1 protein-coding gene (cut by a window edge) is annotated in these 19,819 nt (G+C 71.8%); it reads left to right on the forward strand.

All coding sequences use genetic code 11. From position 1 onward, the window contains the following. Positions 1–19,819, forward strand: partial view of an SDR family NAD(P)-dependent oxidoreductase gene (locus tag AC3IYJ_RS38085; RefSeq protein WP_489399073.1) — the 5' portion only. It continues 11,012 nt past the right edge of the window; the window shows 19,819 of its 30,831 coding nt (coding positions 1–19,819); it begins with the start codon at positions 1–3; the stop codon falls past the right edge of the window.

Below are 19,819 nucleotides of genomic sequence, written 5' to 3' on the forward strand. Positions count from 1 at the left end.
ATGGCACCCAAGGCCGGCCCCTCCTCCGAAGACAAGCTCCGCGACTACCTCAAGAAGGTCACCGCGGACCTGCGGCGCACCAAGCAGAGGCTGGAGTCCGTCGAGGCCCGGGACAGCGAGCCGATCGCCATCGTGGGCATGGCCTGCCGGTTCCCCGGCGGCGTCGGTTCCCCCGAAGACCTGTGGCAGATGGTCGCCGACGGCACCGACGCCGTCGGCGACCTGCCGGAGGACCGCGGGTGGGACACCGCAGCGCTCTACGACCCCAACCCGGGAACCCCCGGGAAGAGCTACGTACGCCACGGCGGCTTCCTCGACGCCGCCGCCGAGTTCGATGCCGACCTCTTCGGCATCGCCCCGCGCGAGGCCCTCGCCATGGACCCGCAGCAGCGTCTTCTGCTGGAAACCGCCTGGGAGGCCGTCGAACACGCCCGGATCAGCCCCGCCGCCCTGCGCGGCACCGAGACGGGCGTCTTCATCGGCGGCGCCGACACCGACTACGGCTCCCTCGCCAAGCAGACCACCGAAACCGAAGGCCACCTGCTGACCGGTGGCGCGGTCAGCGTCCTGTCCGGCCGGATCTCCTACGCCTTCGGCCTGGAGGGCCCGGCCGTCACCGTCGACACCGCCTGCTCCTCCTCCCTGGTCGCCCTGCACCTCGCCGTACGTGCCCTGCGGGCCGGCGAATGCACCATGGCCCTGGCCGGCGGCGTCGCCGTCATGCCGACCCCCCGCCTGTTCACCGAGTTCTCCCGCCAGCGGGGCCTGGCCGCCGACGGCCGCTGCAAGCCCTTCGCCGAGGCCGCCGACGGCACCGGCTGGGCCGAGGGCGTCGGCGTCCTGCTCGTGCAGCGACTGTCGGACGCGCGCCGCAACGGTCACCGGGTGCTGGCCGTCGTACGGGGCACGGCGGTCAATCAGGACGGCGCCAGCAGCCGTCTCACCGCCCCCAACGGGCCTTCCCAGCAGCGCGTCATCCAGGCGGCGCTCGCCAACGCGCAACTGACCACCGACCAGATCGACGCCGTCGAGGCCCACGGCACCGGCACCACGCTGGGCGACCCGATCGAGGCCCAGGCCCTCCTGGCCACGTACGGACAGGCGCGTCCGGCGGACCGCCCGCTGCTGCTCGGCTCCATCAAGTCGAACATCGGCCACGCGCAGGCCGCGGCCGGTGTCGCGGGTGTCATCAAGATGGTCATGGCGATGCGGCACGGGGTCCTGCCCGAGACCCTGCACGTGGACCGGCCGTCCTCGCACGTCGACTGGAGCGCGGGAGCCGTCGAACTCCTCACCGAGCGGACCGACTGGCCCGCCACCGGCCGCCCGCGCCGCTCGGCGGTCTCCGCCTTCGGCATCAGCGGCACGAACGCCCATGTGGTCCTGGAACAGGGCGAGGCATACGCCCCGGCGGATGCGGATGCGGATGCGGATGCGGCAGGGTCAGCGGCGGCGGCGCAGACGGAGACCGGGACGGATTGGCCTTCGACCGTGCCCGGTGCGGTGCCGTGGGTCCTCACGGGCCGCACGCAGGAGGCGCTGCGGGACCAGATCGCACGCCTGCACGCGTACGCGGAGCAGTCCGGGCCCCGCTCGGTGGACGTCGCCTTGACCCTCGCGGCCGCTCGGTCCGTACTCGGGCACCGCGCGGTGCTGCTGGGCGCCACGCAGACGGTCGCGGAAGGGGTGGCCCGAGGCGGGAAGACGGCGTTCCTGTTCTCCGGGCAGGGGTCGCAGCGTCTCGGTATGGGCCGGGCACTGTATGCCCGCTTCCCGGCGTTCGCGGCGGCCTTCGACGCGGTGTGCGCGGAGCTGGGGGTCCCGGTCCGGGACGTGATCTGGGGCGAGGACGCGGAACCGGTCGACCGGACCGTGTACGCGCAGGCCGGGCTGTTCGCGGTGGAAGTGGCGCTGTTCCGGCTGGTGGAGTCGTGGGGTCTGAAGCCCGACTTCGTGGCCGGTCATTCGGTCGGCGAGGTGGCCGCGGCGCATGTGGCGGGGGTGTTCTCGCTGGCCGATGCCTGTGCGCTGGTGGCGGCGCGCGGGCGGCTGATGCAGGCGCTGCCCGAGGGCGGCGCGATGCTGGCGGTGGCGGCGACGGAGGAGGAAGTCCGGCCGCTGCTGGACGAGTTCGTGTCGATCGCCGCAGTCAATGGCCCCTCGGCCGTGGTCGTGTCCGGCGGCGAGGATGCGGTCGACGCCATCCGCGCGCACTTCGAGGGCGCGGGCCGCAAGACGACCCGTCTGCGTGTTTCGCACGCGTTCCACTCTCCGCTGATGGATCCGATGCTGGACGAGTTCCGTGCGGTGGTGTCCGGTCTGTCGTTCTCCGCACCCACGATCGCGCTGGTCGCGGGCTCCGAGAGGGTCTGTGACCCGGAGTACTGGGTGAGGCACGTCCGTGACACGGTCCGCTTCTCCGACGATGTCCGATCCCTGTACGAGAAGGGTGTGACGCGGTTCCTGGAGCTCGGTCCGGACGGGGTCCTGTCCGCCATGGCCGCCGCATCCCTGCCCGAAGACAGCGACGCCGTCCTCGTGCCCCTCCTGCGTAAGGGCGTCGACGAGGAGACGGCCGTGCTGACCGCCGTAGCCCGGATGTTCGTCGACGGCGCGGTCGTGGACTGGACAGCGGTGCTGCGCGGAACGGGCGCCGGCCTCATCGACCTCCCGACCTACGCCTTCCAGCGTCGGCGCTTCTGGCCGACCCCGGGCGCGACCCCGGCCGGTGATGCCCGTGCCGCCGGATTCGACGCCGCGGGGCACCCGCTCCTCAGCGCCTCCGTCGAACTGTCGGACGCCGAAGGCATGCTGTTCACCTCCCGCCTGTCGGCCCATTCGCACCCCTGGCTCGCCGACCACGTGGTGCGCGGCTCGGCCCTCCTGCCGGGAACGGCGTTCCTGGAGCTCGCCGTCCGCGCGGGCGACGAGGTCGGCTGCGGCACCGTCGAGGAGCTGACGCTCGCCGCGCCGCTCGTCCTCCCCGAGGAGGGCGGCGTGCAGCTGCAACTGCGGGTGGCCGCTGCCGACGACAACGGCCGCCGCACCGTGACCATCCGGTCCCGCCGTGAGGGAGCGGAGGAGCTGGCGTGGCTCCCGCACGCGACGGGCGTACTGGCGACCGGCGAGCGGACCGTGGCCCTCTACGAATCCGGCAGCACGTGGCCCCCGGCCGACGCCGACCCCGTCGACCTGACCGGCCTCTACAACCGGATGTCCGAGGCCGGATTCGACTACGGCCCGGTCTTCCAGGGCCTGCGGGCCGCCTGGCAGCGGGGCGAGGACGTGTACGCCGAGGTCACCCTCCCCGAGGGCGTCGACGGCAGCCCCTACGGTCTGCACCCCGCGCTGCTGGACGCCGCGCTGCACGTCACCGCCTTCAACGGGGTGCCGCGCGGAGTCGTGCCGTTCTCCTGGGAGGGCGTGTCGCTGCACGCCACCGGCGCCTCTTCGGTCCGGGTGCGGGTGACCCGTACGCGCGAGGACGCACTCACCGTCGCAGTGGCCGACGCGGCCGGCGAGCCGGTGGCATCGGTGGAATCGCTGGTGCTGCGTCCGGTCGATGCCGCTCGCCCGGCGGACCAGGACCCGGTGTACGGCGTGGAGTGGGTGCCGGTGGTCCGGGTGACGACGCCGGTGCCCGCGCTCTCCCCGGACGTGGTCGTCGCCCGGCTTTCGGGCGACGAGGGCGTAGTGGAGTCGGCGCACGCGTTGTCGGCTCGGGCGCTGTCCCTGGTGCAGGAGTGGCTGGGGGAGGAGCGGTCGGCCGATTCCCGACTGGTGTTCGTGACGTGTGGCGCGGTGTCCGGCGAGGACCTGGCGGCTGCCGCCGTGTGGGGGCTGGTGCGGTCGGCGCAGTCGGAGCACCCCGGCCGGTTCGTGCTGGTGGACGTCGAGGGCGAGGATCCGGGGACCGGACTGCTGGAGAGCGTACTGGCGGCGGGCGAACCCCAGTTGATCATCCGCGACGGCGACCTGCTGGCCCCACGACTGACCCGGTCCCGGGCGGTCCGGGGAACGGCCCCGCAGTGGGCGGGCGAGGGCGCGGTCCTGATCACCGGAGGCACGGGCGGTCTGGGCCGGGCGATCGCCCGGCACCTGGTGGTCGAGCACGGCGTACGCAACCTGCTGCTGGTGAGCCGGAGCGGCGCGGCTGCCGAGGGTGCCGCCGAACTGGTCGCGGAGCTGGCCGGGATGGGCGCCGAGGCCGTCGTAGAAGCCTGCGATACCGCCGATGCCACCGCAGTGGCCGAGCTGGTCTCCCGTCATCAGGTCCGGGCCGTGGTCCACACGGCGGGTGTGATCGACGACGGTGTGGTCGAGGCGCTGACCCCCGAGCGACTGTCGACGGTCCTGCGCCCCAAGGCGGACGCCGCCTGGAACCTGCACGAGGCCACCCGCGAACTGGACCTGGCCGCGTTCGTTCTCTTCTCCTCCGTATCCGGACTCTTCGGCGGGCCCGGCCAGGCCAACTACGCCGCCGGAAACGCCTTCCTGGACGCCCTCGCCGAGTACCGTCGAGCCGCCGGACTGCCGGGCGCGTCGCTCGCATGGGGCCCGTGGACCCGGGACGGCGGCATGACCGCCACCCTGTCCGAAGCCGACATCCGGCGCATCGCCCGTACCGGCATGCCCGAACTGACCCCGGAGCAGGGAGCCGCACTCTTCGACGCCGCCCTGCGGTCGGACGAGGCGCTGGTCGCCCCGGTACGGTTCGACTTCGCGGCCATGCGGACGCAGGACGAGATACCCGCCCTGCTGCGAGGGCTGGTCCGGCCTCGTACCCGCAACCGGCGTCCGGCAGCCACCGGGCCCTCCGGTTCGCCCGCGACGGCCGGTCTGCTGCGCACCCTCTCCGCCCTCACGGCCGACGAGCGACGCGAGGTCCTCCTCGACCTCGTACGCGGGCACGTCGCCCTCGTCCTCGGTCACATCGACGCCGGCGCCGTCGAACCGACCCGTGCCTTCCAGGACCTGGGCTTCGACTCCCTCATGGCCGTGGAACTCCGCAACCGGCTGGGCACGGCCGCGGGCCTGCGGCTGCCGGCCACACTGGTCTTCGACTACCCGACGGCCGAGGCGCTGGCGGACTTCCTCCTGGACGAGGTGCTCGGCGGCGAGACGCCCCGTGCGGCGGCGCCGCTGCCGACGCGGATGGTGGTCCTGGAAGACGATCCGGTCGTGATCGTGGGCATGGCGTGCCGGTACCCGGGTGGGGTGGAGTCCCCGGAGGATCTGTGGCGGCTGGTGGCCGACGGCGTGGACGCGGTCGGTTCCCTCCCCGCCGACCGCGGCTGGGACGTGGAGGGTGAGTCGTTCGCCCGTGCGGGCGGCTTCCTCTACGGGGCTGCGGACTTCGATCCCGGCTTCTTCGGGATGAGCCCGCGTGAGGCGTTGGCCACGGATGCCCAGCAGCGGCTGCTGCTGGAGACGTCCTGGGAGGCGATCGAGCGGGCCGGCATCGATCCCGCGTCGCTGCGCGGCTCGCAGACCGGCGTCTTCGCGGGCGTCATGTACACGGACTACCGGAGCCTGCTGGACGCCGAGCAGTTCGACGGCTTCCGGGGCAGCGGCAGCGCGGGCAGCGTTGCCTCGGGGCGGGTGTCTTACACCTTTGGGTTCGAGGGTCCGGCGGTGACGGTGGACACGGCGTGTTCGTCGTCGCTGGTGGCGATGCATCTGGCGGCGCAGGCGTTGCGCTCGGGTGAGTGTTCGTTGGCGGTTGCCGGTGGTGTGACGGTGATGTCGACGCCGACGACGTTTGTGGAGTTCGCGCGGCAGGGTGGTTTGTCGTCCGACGGCCGGTGCCGGTCGTTCTCGGATTCGGCCGATGGTGTGGGCTGGGGCGAGGGCGTGGGGATGGTGGTGTTGGAGCGGTTGTCGGACGCGGTGCGGAATGGGCACCGGGTGCTGGCGGTGGTGCGTGGTTCGGCAGTGAACCAGGACGGTGCGAGCAATGGTTTGACGGCTCCGAATGGTCCTTCGCAGCAGCGGGTGATCCGGCAGGCGTTGGCGAGTGGGGGTCTGTCCACCGCGGATGTGGATGTGGTGGAGGCGCACGGGACGGGCACCACACTCGGTGACCCGATCGAGGCGCAGGCTCTGATTGCGACTTATGGCCAGGGTCGTGAACTGCCGTTGTTGCTCGGTTCGGTGAAGTCGAACATCGGGCACGCGCAGGCGGCTGCGGGTGTTGCTGGTGTGATCAAGATGGTCATGGCGATGCGCCACGGCCTGGTCCCGAAGACCCTGCACGTGGATGCTCCGTCCTCACACGTGGACTGGGCGGCGGGCGAAGTGCAGCTGCTGTCGGAGCAGCGTGTCTGGCCGGAGTCGGGCCGGGTACGCCGGGCGGGTGTGTCCTCGTTCGGTATCAGCGGGACGAACGCGCATGTGGTGCTGGAGCAGTTCGAGTCGGCGGATGTCGTGTCGGCAACGGAGGTTGCTCCGGTTGTGGTGCCGTGGTTGGTGTCCGGCAAGACGGAAGAGGCGCTTCAGGATCAGGTTGCGCGGCTGTGTTCGTATGTGGAGGGGTCGGGGCTGCGGGCGGTGGATGTGGGTCTGTCCGCTCTCGGCCGGTCGGTCTTCGCCCACCGCGCGGTGGTGCTGAACGGCGAGCAGGTGATCGAGGGCCGGGCGAGCGCAGGCAGGACGGCGTTCCTGTTCACCGGTCAGGGATCGCAGCGTCTCGGTATGGGGCGGGAACTGTATGCCCGCTTCCCGGTGTTCGCGGCGGCCTTCGACGCGGTCTGCGCGGAGCTGGACGTGCCGGTGCGGGACGTGGTCTGGGGCGAGGATGCCGATGAGCTGAACCGGACGGTGTTCGCGCAGGCCGGGCTGTTCGCGGTCGAGGTGGCGTTGTTCCGGCTGGTGGAGTCCTGGGGTGTGACGCCGGACTTCGTGGCCGGTCATTCCATTGGTGAGGTGGCCGCGGCGCACGTGGCCGGGGTGTTCTCGCTGGCCGATGCGTGCAGGTTGGTCGCGGCGCGCGGGCGGCTGATGCAGGCGCTGCCTGAGGGCGGCGCGATGCTCGCGGTGGCGGCAACGGAGGACGAAGTCCGGCCGCTGTTGGGTGAGTCCGTGTCGATCGCGGCGGTCAACAGTCCCTCGGCCGTGGTGGTCTCGGGGGCCGAGGACGCGGTGGAGGCGATCCGTGCGCACTTCGAGGGCGCGGGGCGCAAGACGACCCGTCTGCGTGTTTCGCACGCGTTCCACTCGCCGTTGATGGATCCGATGCTGGACGAGTTCCGTGCGGTGGTGTCGGGTCTGTCGTTCTCCGCACCCATGATCGCGCTGGTCGCGGGCTCCGAGAGGGTCTGTGACCCGGAGTACTGGGTGAGGCACGTCCGTGACACGGTCCGCTTCTCCGACGATGTCCGATCCCTGTACGAGCAGGGTGTGACGCGGTTCCTGGAGCTGGGTCCGGACGGGGTCCTGTCCGCCATGGCCGCCGCATCCCTGCCCGAAGACAGCGACGCCGTCCTCGTGCCCCTCCTGCGCAGGAATCGCGACGAGGAGACATCCGCCCTCCAGGCCCTCGCCGAGCTGTACGTGTCCGGTGGCACCACCGACTGGTCGGCCCTCTTCGCCGGAACCGGCGCCCGCCCGGTCGAGCTGCCCACCTACGCCTTCCAGCACCAGCGCTACTGGCCCTCGGGCACTGGCTTCGCACGCGGCGGTGAGGTACGTCTCGCAGGGCTGGAATCGGCCGAACACCCCATGCTCGGCGCAGCCGTGGAGCTGGCGGACTCGGACACGTTCCTCTTCACCGGACGGCTGTCGGTGACCACCCACCCGTGGCTGGCGGACCACCGGGTCATGGGTGAGGTTCTGGTCCCGGGGACGGCCCTGGTCGAACTGGTGGTCCGGGCCGGTGACGAAGCCGGCTGTCCGGCCGTCGAGGAACTCACGCTCGCCACGCCGCTAGCCCTGCCCGCTCAGGGCGCCGTAGCCATACAGGTGACGGTGGGAGGGCTCGACGAGTTCGCCCGCCGCGCGGTGACGGTCCACTCCCGCCCGGACGGCGCGGACGAGTCCGGCTGGATCCAGCACGCCACCGGCGTGCTCATGCCCGGCACGGCTCCGCACGCGGCCTTCGACGCGACGGTCTGGCCGCCGGCCAGGGCCGAGGCACTGGACGTGACGGACGTGTACGAACGGTTCGCCGAGGCCGGGTTCGAGTACGGCCCGGTGTTCCAGGGCCTGCGCGCGGCCTGGCGGCTCGAGGACGAGGTCTACGCCGAGGTCGCACTGCCGGAGGACATGGACCCGACCGGATTCGGTCTGCACCCCGCCCTGTTCGACGCCGCCCTGCACGCGTCCGTTCTCCTCGGTGAGGGGGAACGCGGCGTGCCCTTCTCCTGGTCCGGTGCGTCGCTGCATGCCCCGGGTGCGTCCGCCCTGCTGGTCCGGCTGTCCCGTACGCCCGACGGAGGGGTGTCGGTGGCGATGGCGGACACGGCCGGAGAGCCGGTCGCCTCGGTATCGGCGCTCACGGTGCGCCCGGTTTCCGCCGAGCGGCACAACGATGGGTTGTTCGGGGTGGACTGGGTGCCGGTCCGGGTGCCGGCGCCGGTGGCGATGTCACCGGACGTGGTGGTGCACCGGCTGGTCGACGACGGCGAAGGCGGACGCGGAGGCGATATGGCCGGGGCGGTGCATGCGCTGTCGGCGCGGGCTCTGTCCCTGGTGCAGGAACTGCCGGAGGAGTCGCGGCTGGTGCTGGTGACCCGGGGCGCGGCCTCGGCTACGGATCTCGCCGCCGCAGCGGTGTGGGGCCTGGTGCGTTCGGCGCAGTCGGAGCAGCCGGGCCGGTTCGTGCTGGTGGACGTGGAGGGCGAGGAACCCCCCGGTCTGCTGGAGTCCGTACTGGCCCTCGACGAACCGCAAGTGCTGGTCCGGGACGGTCGGTTCCTCGTCGCACGGTTGACCCGGGTCGAGCCAATGCGGGAGGCCGGTCCCGAATGGGCGGGCGAGGGCGCGGTCCTGATCACCGGTGGTACAGGCGGTCTGGGCCGGGTGATCGCCCGGCACTTGGTGGCCGAGCACGGTGTGCGCAGCCTGCTCCTCGTCAGCCGCGGCGGCTACACGGCCGACGGCGCGGCCGATCTCGTCGCAGAACTGGAGCGGCATGACGTACGGGTCGTGATCGAGTCCTGTGACGTCGCCGAGCCCGCTGCCGTACGCGACCTGCTCGGCCGGCACGACGTACGGGCAGTGATCCACACCGCGGGCGTGATCGACGACGGTGTGATCGGCTCGTTGACGGACGAGCGGCTCTCGGCCGTACTGCGCCCGAAGGTGGACGCGGCCTGGAACCTGCACGAGGCGACGAAGGACCGTGACCTCGCGGCGTTCGTCGTGTTCTCCTCCGTCGCCGCCGCATTCGGCAGCGCGGGGCAGTCGAACTACGCCGCAGGCAACGCCTTCCTCGACGCCCTCGCCGAGTACCGGCGTGCCGCCGGCCTGCCCGGCGTCTCCCTTGCCTGGGGCCCCTGGGAGCGGACCGGCGGAATGACCGGCTCGCTGACCGACGCCGAAGTCGAGCGCATCACCCGACTGGGCATGCCTCCGCTGTCCGTACCGGACGGCCTGGCACTGTTCGACGCCGCACTGTCGGCGGAGCGGCCGGTCGTCCTGCCGGTCCGCCTGGACCTGGCCGCGATCCGGGCGCAGGGTGAGGTGCCGGCGCTGCTCCGCAGCCTGATCCGGACCCGGGTGCGCCGCAGCATTCGTACGGGGTCGGCCGATGCGGCCGGACTGCGGAAGAGGCTGTCCGTCCTCGCCGAGGCGGAACGGCACGAGGCGGTGCTCGACCTGGTGCGCGCGCAGATCGCGCTGGTACTCGGGCACGGAAGCGCGGCCGATGTCGATCCGGAGCGTGCCTTCCAGGACCTGGGCTTCGACTCCCTGACGGCGGTCGAGCTCCGCAACCGGCTGGGTTCGGTGACGGGGCTGCGGCTACCCGCCACAGTGGTCTTCGACTACCCGACGGCGGATGCGCTCGCCGGATTCGTCCGCGACGAGGTCCTCGGGCACGAAGCCCCGGTGACCGTACGCGAGGCCGTAGCGGCCCACGATCCGGTCGCGATCGTGGGTATGGCGTGCCGGTACCCGGGTGGGGTGGAGTCGCCGGAGGATCTGTGGCGCCTGGTGGCCGACGGCGTGGACGCGGTCGGTTCCTTCCCCGCCGATCGTGGCTGGGACGTGGAGGGTGAGTCGTTCGCCCGTGCGGGCGGCTTCCTCTACGGGGCTGCGGACTTCGATCCCGGCTTCTTCGGGATGAGCCCGCGTGAGGCGTTGGCCACGGATGCCCAGCAGCGGCTGCTGCTGGAGACGTCCTGGGAGGCGATCGAGCGGGCCGGCATCGATCCCGCGTCGTTGCGCGGCTCGCAGACCGGCGTCTTCGCGGGCGTCATGTACACGGACTACCGGAGCCTGCTGGACGCCGAGCAGTTCGACGGCTTCCGGGGCAGCGGCAGCGCGGGCAGCGTTGCCTCGGGGCGGGTGTCTTACACCTTTGGGTTCGAGGGTCCGGCGGTGACGGTGGACACGGCGTGTTCGTCGTCGCTGGTGGCGATGCATCTGGCGGCGCAGGCGTTGCGCTCGGGTGAGTGTTCGTTGGCGGTTGCCGGTGGTGTGACGGTGATGTCGACGCCGACGACGTTTGTGGAGTTCGCGCGGCAGGGTGGTTTGTCGTCCGACGGCCGGTGCCGGTCGTTCTCGGATTCGGCCGATGGTGTGGGCTGGGGCGAGGGCGTGGGGATGGTGGTGTTGGAGCGGTTGTCGGATGCGGTGCGGAATGGGCATCGGGTGCTGGCGGTGGTGCGTGGTTCGGCAGTGAACCAGGACGGTGCGAGCAATGGTTTGACGGCTCCGAATGGTCCTTCGCAGCAGCGGGTGATCCGGCAGGCGTTGGCGAGTGGTGGTCTGTCCACGTCGGATGTGGATGTGGTGGAGGCGCACGGTACGGGTACGACGCTGGGTGACCCGATCGAGGCGCAGGCTCTGATTGCGACTTATGGCCAGGGTCGTGAACTGCCGTTGTTGCTCGGCTCGGTGAAGTCGAACATCGGGCACGCGCAGGCGGCCGCGGGTGTTGCTGGTGTGATCAAGATGGTCATGGCGATGGAGCACGGGATCGTGCCCAAGACGCTCAATGCCGACGCGCCGTCCACGCATGTGGACTGGAGCGCGGGTGCGGTTGAGCTCGTGACCGACAGGACGGCGTGGCCGAAGTCGGGCCGGATGCGCCGGGCGGGTGTCTCTTCGTTCGGTATCAGCGGGACGAACGCGCATGTGGTGCTGGAGCAGTTCGAGTCGGCGGATGTCGTGTCGGCAACGGAGGTTGCTCCCGTTGTGGTGCCGTGGTTGGTGTCCGGCAAGACGGAAGAGGCTCTTCAGGATCAGGTCGCGCGGCTGTGTTCGTATGTGGAGGGGGCGGGGCTGCGGGCGGTGGATGTGGGTCTGTCCGCTCTCGGCCGGTCGGTCTTCGCCCACCGCGCGGTGGTGCTGAACGGCGAGCAGGTGATCGAGGGCCGGACGAGCGCAGGCAGGACGGCGTTCTTGTTCACCGGTCAGGGTTCGCAGCGGCTGGGTATGGGGCGGGAGTTGTATGGCCGCTTCCCGGTGTTCGCGGCGGCCTTCGACGCGGTCTGCGCGGAGCTGGATGTCCCGGTGCGGGAGGTGGTCTGGGGCGAGGATGCCGATGAGCTGAACCGGACGGTGTTCGCGCAGGCCGGGCTGTTCGCGGTCGAGGTGGCGTTGTTCCGGCTGGTGGAGTCGTGGGGTGTGACGCCGGACTTCGTGGCGGGTCATTCCATTGGTGAGGTGGCCGCGGCGCACGTGGCGGGGGTGTTCTCCCTCTCTGACGCGTGCAGGTTGGTGGCGGCGCGTGGCCGGCTGATGCAGGCGTTGCCCGAGGGCGGCGCGATGCTGGCGGTGGCGGCGACGGAGGACGAAGTCCTTCCGTTCCTTGGTGAGTTCGTGTCGATCGCGGCGGTGAACGGTCCGTCGGCCGTGGTGGTCTCGGGGGCCGAGGACGCGGTGGAGGCGATCCGTGCGCACTTCGAGGGCGCGGGCCGCAAAACGACCCGTCTGCGTGTTTCGCACGCGTTCCACTCGCCGTTGATGGATCCGATGCTGGACGAGTTCCGTGCGGTGGTGTCGGGCCTGTCGTTCGCGACTCCGCCGATCGGCATGACCGTGGACGCGGACCGGGTGTGCGACCCGGAGTACTGGGTGAGGCACGTCCGCGACACGGTCCGCTTCGCCGACGGCATCCGTATCCTCGCCGAGGCGGGCGTGACCCGCTTCCTGGAGCTGGGCCCCGACAGCGTGCTCTCGGCCATGGGACAGGAGTCGGCTGCGCCCGAAGCCCTGTTCGTCGCCGCCCTGCGCAAGGGCCGCGACGAGGAGGAGACGGCCGTACGCGCCCTGGCGGAGCTGTACGTCGACGGTGTGAGCGCGAACTGGAGCACCCTGTTCGCCGGGACGGGCGCCCGCCGGGTCGAGCTGCCCACGTACGCCTTCCAGCGGCAGCGCTACTGGCCTGCCGGCGTGCTGCTGCGTGCGGGTGACGTGCGGTTCGCGGGACTCGGCGCGGCCGAGCACCCGATGCTGAGCGCGTCCGTGAGCCTGGCCGACGAGGACGGGACGGTACTGACCGGCCGTCTCTCGCGGCAGACCCACCCGTGGCTGGTCGACCACACCGTCAAGGGCGCCGTGCTGGTGCCCGGCACCGGCCTGCTCGAACTCGCCCTCCGGGCGGGTGCCGAAGTCGGCTGCGAGGTGGTGGAGGAACTGACGCTCGCCGCACCGCTCGTGTTGCCCGAGCAGGGCGGCGTACAGATACAGGTACGGGTGTCGGCACCGGAGGAAACCGGTCGCCGTACGGTCGGGGTGTACTCGTGCACCGAAGGAACCGGCGGCGGGGTGTGGGTCCGGCATGCCGGCGGCGTGCTGAGCGCGGACGCGCTGAACGCCCCCGCCTTCGACGCGGAGACATGGCCGCCGGCGGACGCGGAGGCCATCCCCGTCGAGGGTGCCTACGAGCGGTTCGCGGAGGCCGGGTTCGGGTACGGACCCGTGTTCCGCGGGCTGCGGGCGGCGTGGCGGCGCGGTGAGGAGCTGTTCGCCGAGGTCGCGCTGCCCGAGAAGGAGCGGGACGCGGCGGGCCGGTTCGGCCTGCACCCCGCGCTTCTGGATGCCTCACTGCACGCGGGTCTGCTGGAGGGCGACAGCGACGACACGGTCGTTCCCTTCGCGTGGAACGACGTGGTGCTGCATGCCGTCGGCGCCGCCGAGGTGCGGGTGCGGCTGACCCGCGTCGGGGACGCGGGCCTGTCCCTGCAGATGGCGGACACGGACGGGCAGCCAGTGCTGTCCGTGGGCTCGATGCTCAGCCGCCTCATCTCGGCGGAGCAGCTCGGGTCCTCCGGGGGTCCGTTGTTCGGGATCGACTGGTCGGTTCTTCCGGTGGTTTCGGGTGGGGCGGATGTGTCGTGGGTGGGTTGGGAGGAGTTGTCGTCCGTGGGTCCGGTGCCGGGTGTGGTGGTGCTGGACTGTGGGGCCGGGGTTGTGTCGGATGTTCCGTCCGGGGTGCGTGCGGTGTCGTACCGGGTGCTGGATGTGGTGCGTGCTTGGCTGGCCGATGAAAGGTTCGTGGCGTCGCGTCTGGTGGTGGTGACGCGTGGTGCGGTTGCTGTGTCGGAGGGCGTCGGTCTGGATGTGGTGCAGGCTCCGGTGTGGGGTCTGGTGCGTGCGGCGCAGGCGGAGAATCCGGGCCGGTTCGTGCTGGTGGATGTGGAGCCGGGTGCGGACGTGGAGGAGGCCGTGTGCGCGTTGGCGGCTGGTGAGCCGGAGTCCGCGGTGCGTGCGGGCGAGGTGTGGGTACCGCGACTGGTCCGGCTGGACTCCTCCGGTGATGTGATGCCCGCCTTCGACGCCGAGGGTTCGGTCCTGGTGACCGGTGGCACCGGTGGTCTGGGTGCGGTGGTGGCCCGTCGGCTGGTGGTGGATTACGGCGTGCGGTACTTGCTGCTGACCAGCCGGAGCGGTCTGGCGGCTCCGGGTGCCGAGGAGTTGGTGGCCGAGCTGTCGGGGCTGGGTGCGGAGGTGCGTGTCGCCGCGTGTGATGTGTCGGATCGGGAGGCGCTCGCGCGACTGCTCGCCGAGACGGTCGCGGAGCGCCCGCTGACCGCCGTCTTCCACGCCGCCGGTATCAGCGGCAACGCGCTCGTCGGAGCGCTCACCGAGGAACGCTTCGACGCCGTCCTCGCCCCCAAGGCGGATGGTGCCTGGTACCTGCACGAGTTGACGCGCGGGATGGACCTGGCGGCGTTCGTGCTGTTCTCCTCGGCGGGTGGTCTGGTGCTGACCGCCGGGCAGGGCAACTACGCAGCGGCGAATGTCTTCCTCGATGCCCTCGCCGCACAGCGGGCGGCCGAAGGTCTGCCCGCCACCTCCATGGCCTTCGCCCTCTGGGAGGCGGGAGCCGGCATGGGCACGCTCCTCTCCGATGTGGACCGCAAGCGGATGGCCACCCAGGGCCTGCCCGTCATGTCGGCCGAGACCGGCCTGGAACTCTTCCACTCGGCGCTGCGGTCCACCCGGCCCGTCGTCGTGCCCGCCACGATCGACACCGCGGCCCTGCGCGCCCGTACCGACGAGATGCCCGCCCTGCTCCGCGGGCTCGCCCCACGGCGCGCCCGCCGGGCCGCCGCCGGATCCGGCAGCGCCGCAGCCGCCTCGCTGGCACAGAAGCTGTCCGGTCTGTCGGCGGGGGAGCGGCGGCGCACGGTGCTGGACCTGGTCCGGGCGCAGGTGGCGTCCGTGCTCGGGCACGCGTCGGCCGAGGCGGTCGGCGCGGACCGGGCCTTCCAGGAACTTGGCTTCGACTCGCTCGCCGCGACCGAGCTCCGCAACCACCTGAGCCGGGTCACCGGTCTGAAGCTGCCCGCCACCCTCGCCTTCGACCACCCCAATGCCCACGCCGTCACCGACCACGTCCTCACCCTCCTCGGCACGGCCGAGGCGGCCTCGGACGCGGCAGTACGAGGCACCGACCACCGGGGACCCGTCGACGAGGACCCCATCGCGATCGTCGGCATGGCCTGCCGATACCCGGGCGGAGTGACCAGCCCTGAGGATCTGTGGCGGCTGCTGATGGACGGCCGGGACACCGTCTCCGACCTGCCCGACGACCGCGGCTGGAACATCGAGGACCTGTACGACCCGGAGCCCGGCAAGGAGGGCAGGAGCTACACGCGCCGCGGCAGCTTCCTCCACGAGGCGGCCGACTTCGACCCGGCCTTCTTCGGCATCTCGCCCCGCGAGGCCCTCTACATGGATCCGCAGCAGCGGCTCCTGCTCGAAACCTCCTGGGAGGTCCTGGAGCGGGCCGGTATCGACCCCGCCACGCTCAAGGGCAGCCGCACCGGAGTGTTCGCCGGTGTGATGTACCACGACTACGCGCTCGGCGCGCACCCCTCCGGAACCAGTGGCGGCAGTGTCGTGTCCGGCCGGGTCTCGTACACGCTGGGCCTCGAAGGCCCGGCCGTCACCGTGGACACGGCGTGCTCCTCCTCCTTGGTGGCCCTGCACCTTGCCGTGCAGTCCCTGCAGGCGGGAGAGTGCTCCCTGGCCCTGGCCGGCGGCGCGACCGTCATGTCCACGCCCGGCATGTTCATCGAGTTCAGCCGTCAGCGCGGCCTGTCCGTCGACGGCCGCTGCAAGGCGTTCGCGGGCAGCGCGGACGGCGTCGGCTGGTCCGAGGGCGTGGGCGTCCTGCTCGTCGAACGACTGTCCGACGCGCAGCGCAACGGGCACGAGGTCCTGGCCGTCATCCGCGGCTCCGCCGTCAACCAGGACGGTGCCAGCAACGGCTTCACCGCCCCGAACGGACCCTCGCAGCAGCGGGTCATCCGCCAGGCCCTGGCGTCCGCCGGCCTGTCCGCCACCGAGGTGGACGCGGTGGAGGCGCACGGCACCGGCACCACCCTCGGCGACCCGATCGAGGCCCAGGCACTCATCGCGACGTACGGGCAGGACCGGCCGGAGGACCGGCCCTTCCACCTCGGCTCCATCAAGTCGAACATCGGGCACGCACAGGCCGCGGCCGGCGTCGCCGGCGTGATCAAGATGGTCATGGCCATGCGGGAGGGCGTGCTGCCGCGCACCCTCCACGTGGACGAGCCCTCGCCGCACGTGGAGTGGACCGATGGCGCGGTGGCGTTGCTCGGGGAAGCGGTGGAGTGGCCGGAGACCGGCCGGCCCCGCCGGGCGGGCGTCTCGGCGTTCGGCATCAGCGGCACCAACGCGCACGTGATCCTGGAGCAGGCCGCCACGGAGCTTCCGGCCCGGCCGGCCGGTGCCGACGCGACGGAGGCCGGCGTACTGCCGTGGCTGGTGTCCGCCGCCACTGCGGAGGCCCTGCGCGAGCAGGCCGCGCGCCTGCTGACGTACGTCGAGTCCCGGCCGGGTCTGGATTTGGAGGCGACGGCCGGGGCGCTGGCGACCACCCGGTCCGCGCTGGAGCACCGGGCGGCGGTCGTCGGAACCGGACGCGAAGAACTGGCCGGGGGACTGCGCCGGTTGGCGGCGGGGGACCAGGTGCTCCCGGGCGGTGTCCTGCGGTCCACCGTCCGTGGGGCCGGAACGTGCGCCTTCCTCTTCACGGGGCAGGGTTCGCAGCGACTCGGGATGGCGCGCGAGCTGTACGGCCGCTTCCCGGTGTTCGCGGCGGCCTTCGACGCGGTGTGCGCGGAACTGGACGTACCCGTCAAGGACGTGATCTGGGGCGAGGACGTGGCTCTGGTCCACCGGACTGTGTTCGCGCAGGCCGGGCTGTTCGCGGTCGAGGTGGCGCTGTTCCGGCTGGTGGAGTCGTGGGGCGTGACGCCGGACTTCGTGGCCGGTCACTCCATCGGTGAGGTGGCCGCGGCCCATGTGGCGGGGGTGTTCTCGCTGGCCGACGCGTGTGCGCTGGTGGCGGCCCGTGGCCGGCTCATGGACGCGCTGCCCGCGGGCGGTGCGATGCTCGCCGTACAGGCCACCGAGGAGGAAGTCCTGCCGTTGCTGGACGGGTCCGTGTCGATCGCCGCCGTCAACGGACCCTCGTCCGTGGTCGTTTCAGGCGCCGAGGATTCCGTGGAGTTTGTCCGGGCCCACTTCGGGGCACAGGGCCGCAAGACGACCCGCCTGCGCGTCTCGCACGCCTTCCACTCGCCGCTGATGGACCCGATGCTGGACGACTTCCGTGCGGTGGTGTCGGGGTTGTCCTACTCCGCACCGTCCGTCCCGGTGATCTCCAACCTGACGGGCCGGGTCGCCGAGACCGAGCGACTGTGCACCCCGGACTACTGGGTGAGCCACGTCCGCGAGGCGGTCCGCTTCGCCGACGGCATCCGGACCCTGGCCGACCTGGGCGTGACCCGCTTCCTGGAGGTGGGCCCCGACGCGGTGCTCTCCGGAATGGTCGGGGACTGCCTGGACGGCGTACCCGCCCTGCCCCTGCTGCGCGCGGGACGGGACGAGGCCGCGACGGTGGTCGCGGCGCTCGCCGAACTGCACTGCGCCGGAATCGCCGTCGACTGGCGGGCGTTCTTCCACGGCACGGGCAGCGGCCGGGCCGATCTGCCGACGTACGCGTTCCAGCGACAGCGGTACTGGCTGGACGCGGCCCAGGGCGCGGCCGACCTGGACTCGGTCGGCGTCACCTCAGCGGATCACCCCCTGCTGGGCGCCGCGATGGAACTCGTCACCGCCGACGGCTACCTCTTCACGGGCCGGCTGTCGCTCCGGACACACCCGTGGCTGGCGGACCATGCGGTGATGGGCACCGTTCTGGTGCCCGGCACCGGTCTGCTCGAACTCGCCCTGCGGGCAGGCGCCGAGGTCGGCTGTGCGGTGGTTCAGGAGCTGACGCTCGGCGTGCCGCTGGTGCTGCCCGAACAGGGCGGCGTACAGGTACAGGTGTGGGTAGGTGAGCCGGACGGATCCGGGTGCCGCCAGGTCACCGTGCACTCCCGGCCGGACGAGGAGCAGGCCGGAGCCTGGGTCCGGCACGCCGGTGGTGTGCTGGGCACGGCCTCCGCGGACACGGCCACCGGGTTCGACGCGGCGGCCTGGCCGCCGGCCGGCGCCGAGCCGGTGTCCCTTGACGGCGCCTACGAAGGCTTCGCGGGGGCCGGGTTCGGGTACGGGCCGGTGTTCCGTGGTCTGCGGGCGGTGTGGCGGCGCGGTGAGGAGCTGTTCGCCGAGGTCGCGCTGCCGGTGGAGGAGCGGGACGCGGCAGGCCGGTTCGGCCTGCACCCCGCGCTTCTGGATGCCGCGATGCACGCGGCGATCCTGACGAGTTCGGGCGAGACCGCGATCCCGTTCGTGTGGAACGACGTGGCCCTGCACGCCGTCGGCGCCTGCGAGGCACGGGTGCGGCTGACCCGCGTGGGCGAGGACGGCTGGACGCTGGCGCTCGCCGATGTCACCGGAGCTCCGGTGCTCTCGGTCGGCTCGATGGTCAGCCGGCCGGTCTCGGCGGAGCAGCTCGGGGCTTCCGGGGGTCCGTTGTTCGGGATCGACTGGTCGGTTCTTCCGGTGGTTTCGGGTGGGGCGGATGTGTCGTGGGTGGGTTGGGAGGAGTTGTCGTCCGTGGGTCCGGTGCCGGGTGTGGTGGTGCTGGACTGTGGGGCCGGGGTTGTGTCGGATGTTCCGTCCGGGGTGCGTGCGGTGTCGTACCGGGTGCTGGATGTGGTGCGTGCTTGGCTGGCCGATGAAAGGTTCGTGGCGTCGCGTCTGGTGGTGGTGACGCGTGGTGCGGTTGCTGTGTCGGAGGGCGTCGGTCTGGATGTGGTGCAGGCTCCGGTGTGGGGTCTGGTGCGTGCGGCGCAGGCGGAGAATCCGGGCCGGTTCGTGCTGGTGGATGTGGAGCCGGGTGCGGACGTGGAGGAGGCCGTGTGCGCGTTGGCGGCTGGTGAGGCGGAGTCCGCGGTGCGTGCGGGCGAGGTGTGGGTACCGCGACTGGTCCGGCTGGACTCCTCCGGTGATGTGATGCCCGCCTTCGACGCCGAGGGTTCGGTCCTGGTGACCGGTGGCACCGGTGGTCTGGGTGCGGTGGTGGCCCGTCGGCTGGTGGTGGATTACGGCGTGCGGTACTTGCTGCTGACCAGCCGGAGCGGTCTGGCGGCTCCGGGTGCCGAGGAGTTGGTGGCCGAGCTGTCGGGGCTGGGTGCGGAGGTGCGTGTCGCCGCGTGTGATGTGTCGGATCGGGAGGCGCTCGCGCGACTGCTCGCCGAGACGGTCGCGGAGCGCCCGCTGACCGCCGTCTTCCACGCCGCCGGCGTCGGTGACAGCGCCGTCATGAACGCGCTCACACACGAGCAGGTGGACACGGTCTACGCGCCGAAGGCGGATGGTGCCTGGTATCTGCACGAGTTGACGCGCGGGATGGACCTGGCGGCGTTCGTGCTGTTCTCCTCGGCGGGTGGTCTGGTGCTGACCGCCGGGCAGGGCAACTACGCGGCTGCGAACGTCTTCCTCGATGCCCTCGCCGCACAACGGGCGTCCGAGGGCCTGCCCGCCACCTCCATGGCATTCGGCCTGTGGGAGGTCGGTGGCGGACTCGGCGCGTACCTGCGCGACATGGACCGCAAACGGATGGCCGCCCAGGGCATACCGCCCCTGACCCACGAGGCCGGCCTCGCCCTGTTCGATGCGGCCCTGAGGTCCCGGCGCGCCAACGTCGTTCCCGTACGGGTCGACACGACAGCCCTGCGCAGCCGCAAGGACGAGGTCCCCGCCCTGCTGCGCGCCCTCGCCCCGG

The sequence above is a fragment of the Streptomyces sp. GL_140 genome (assembly GCF_057834465.1).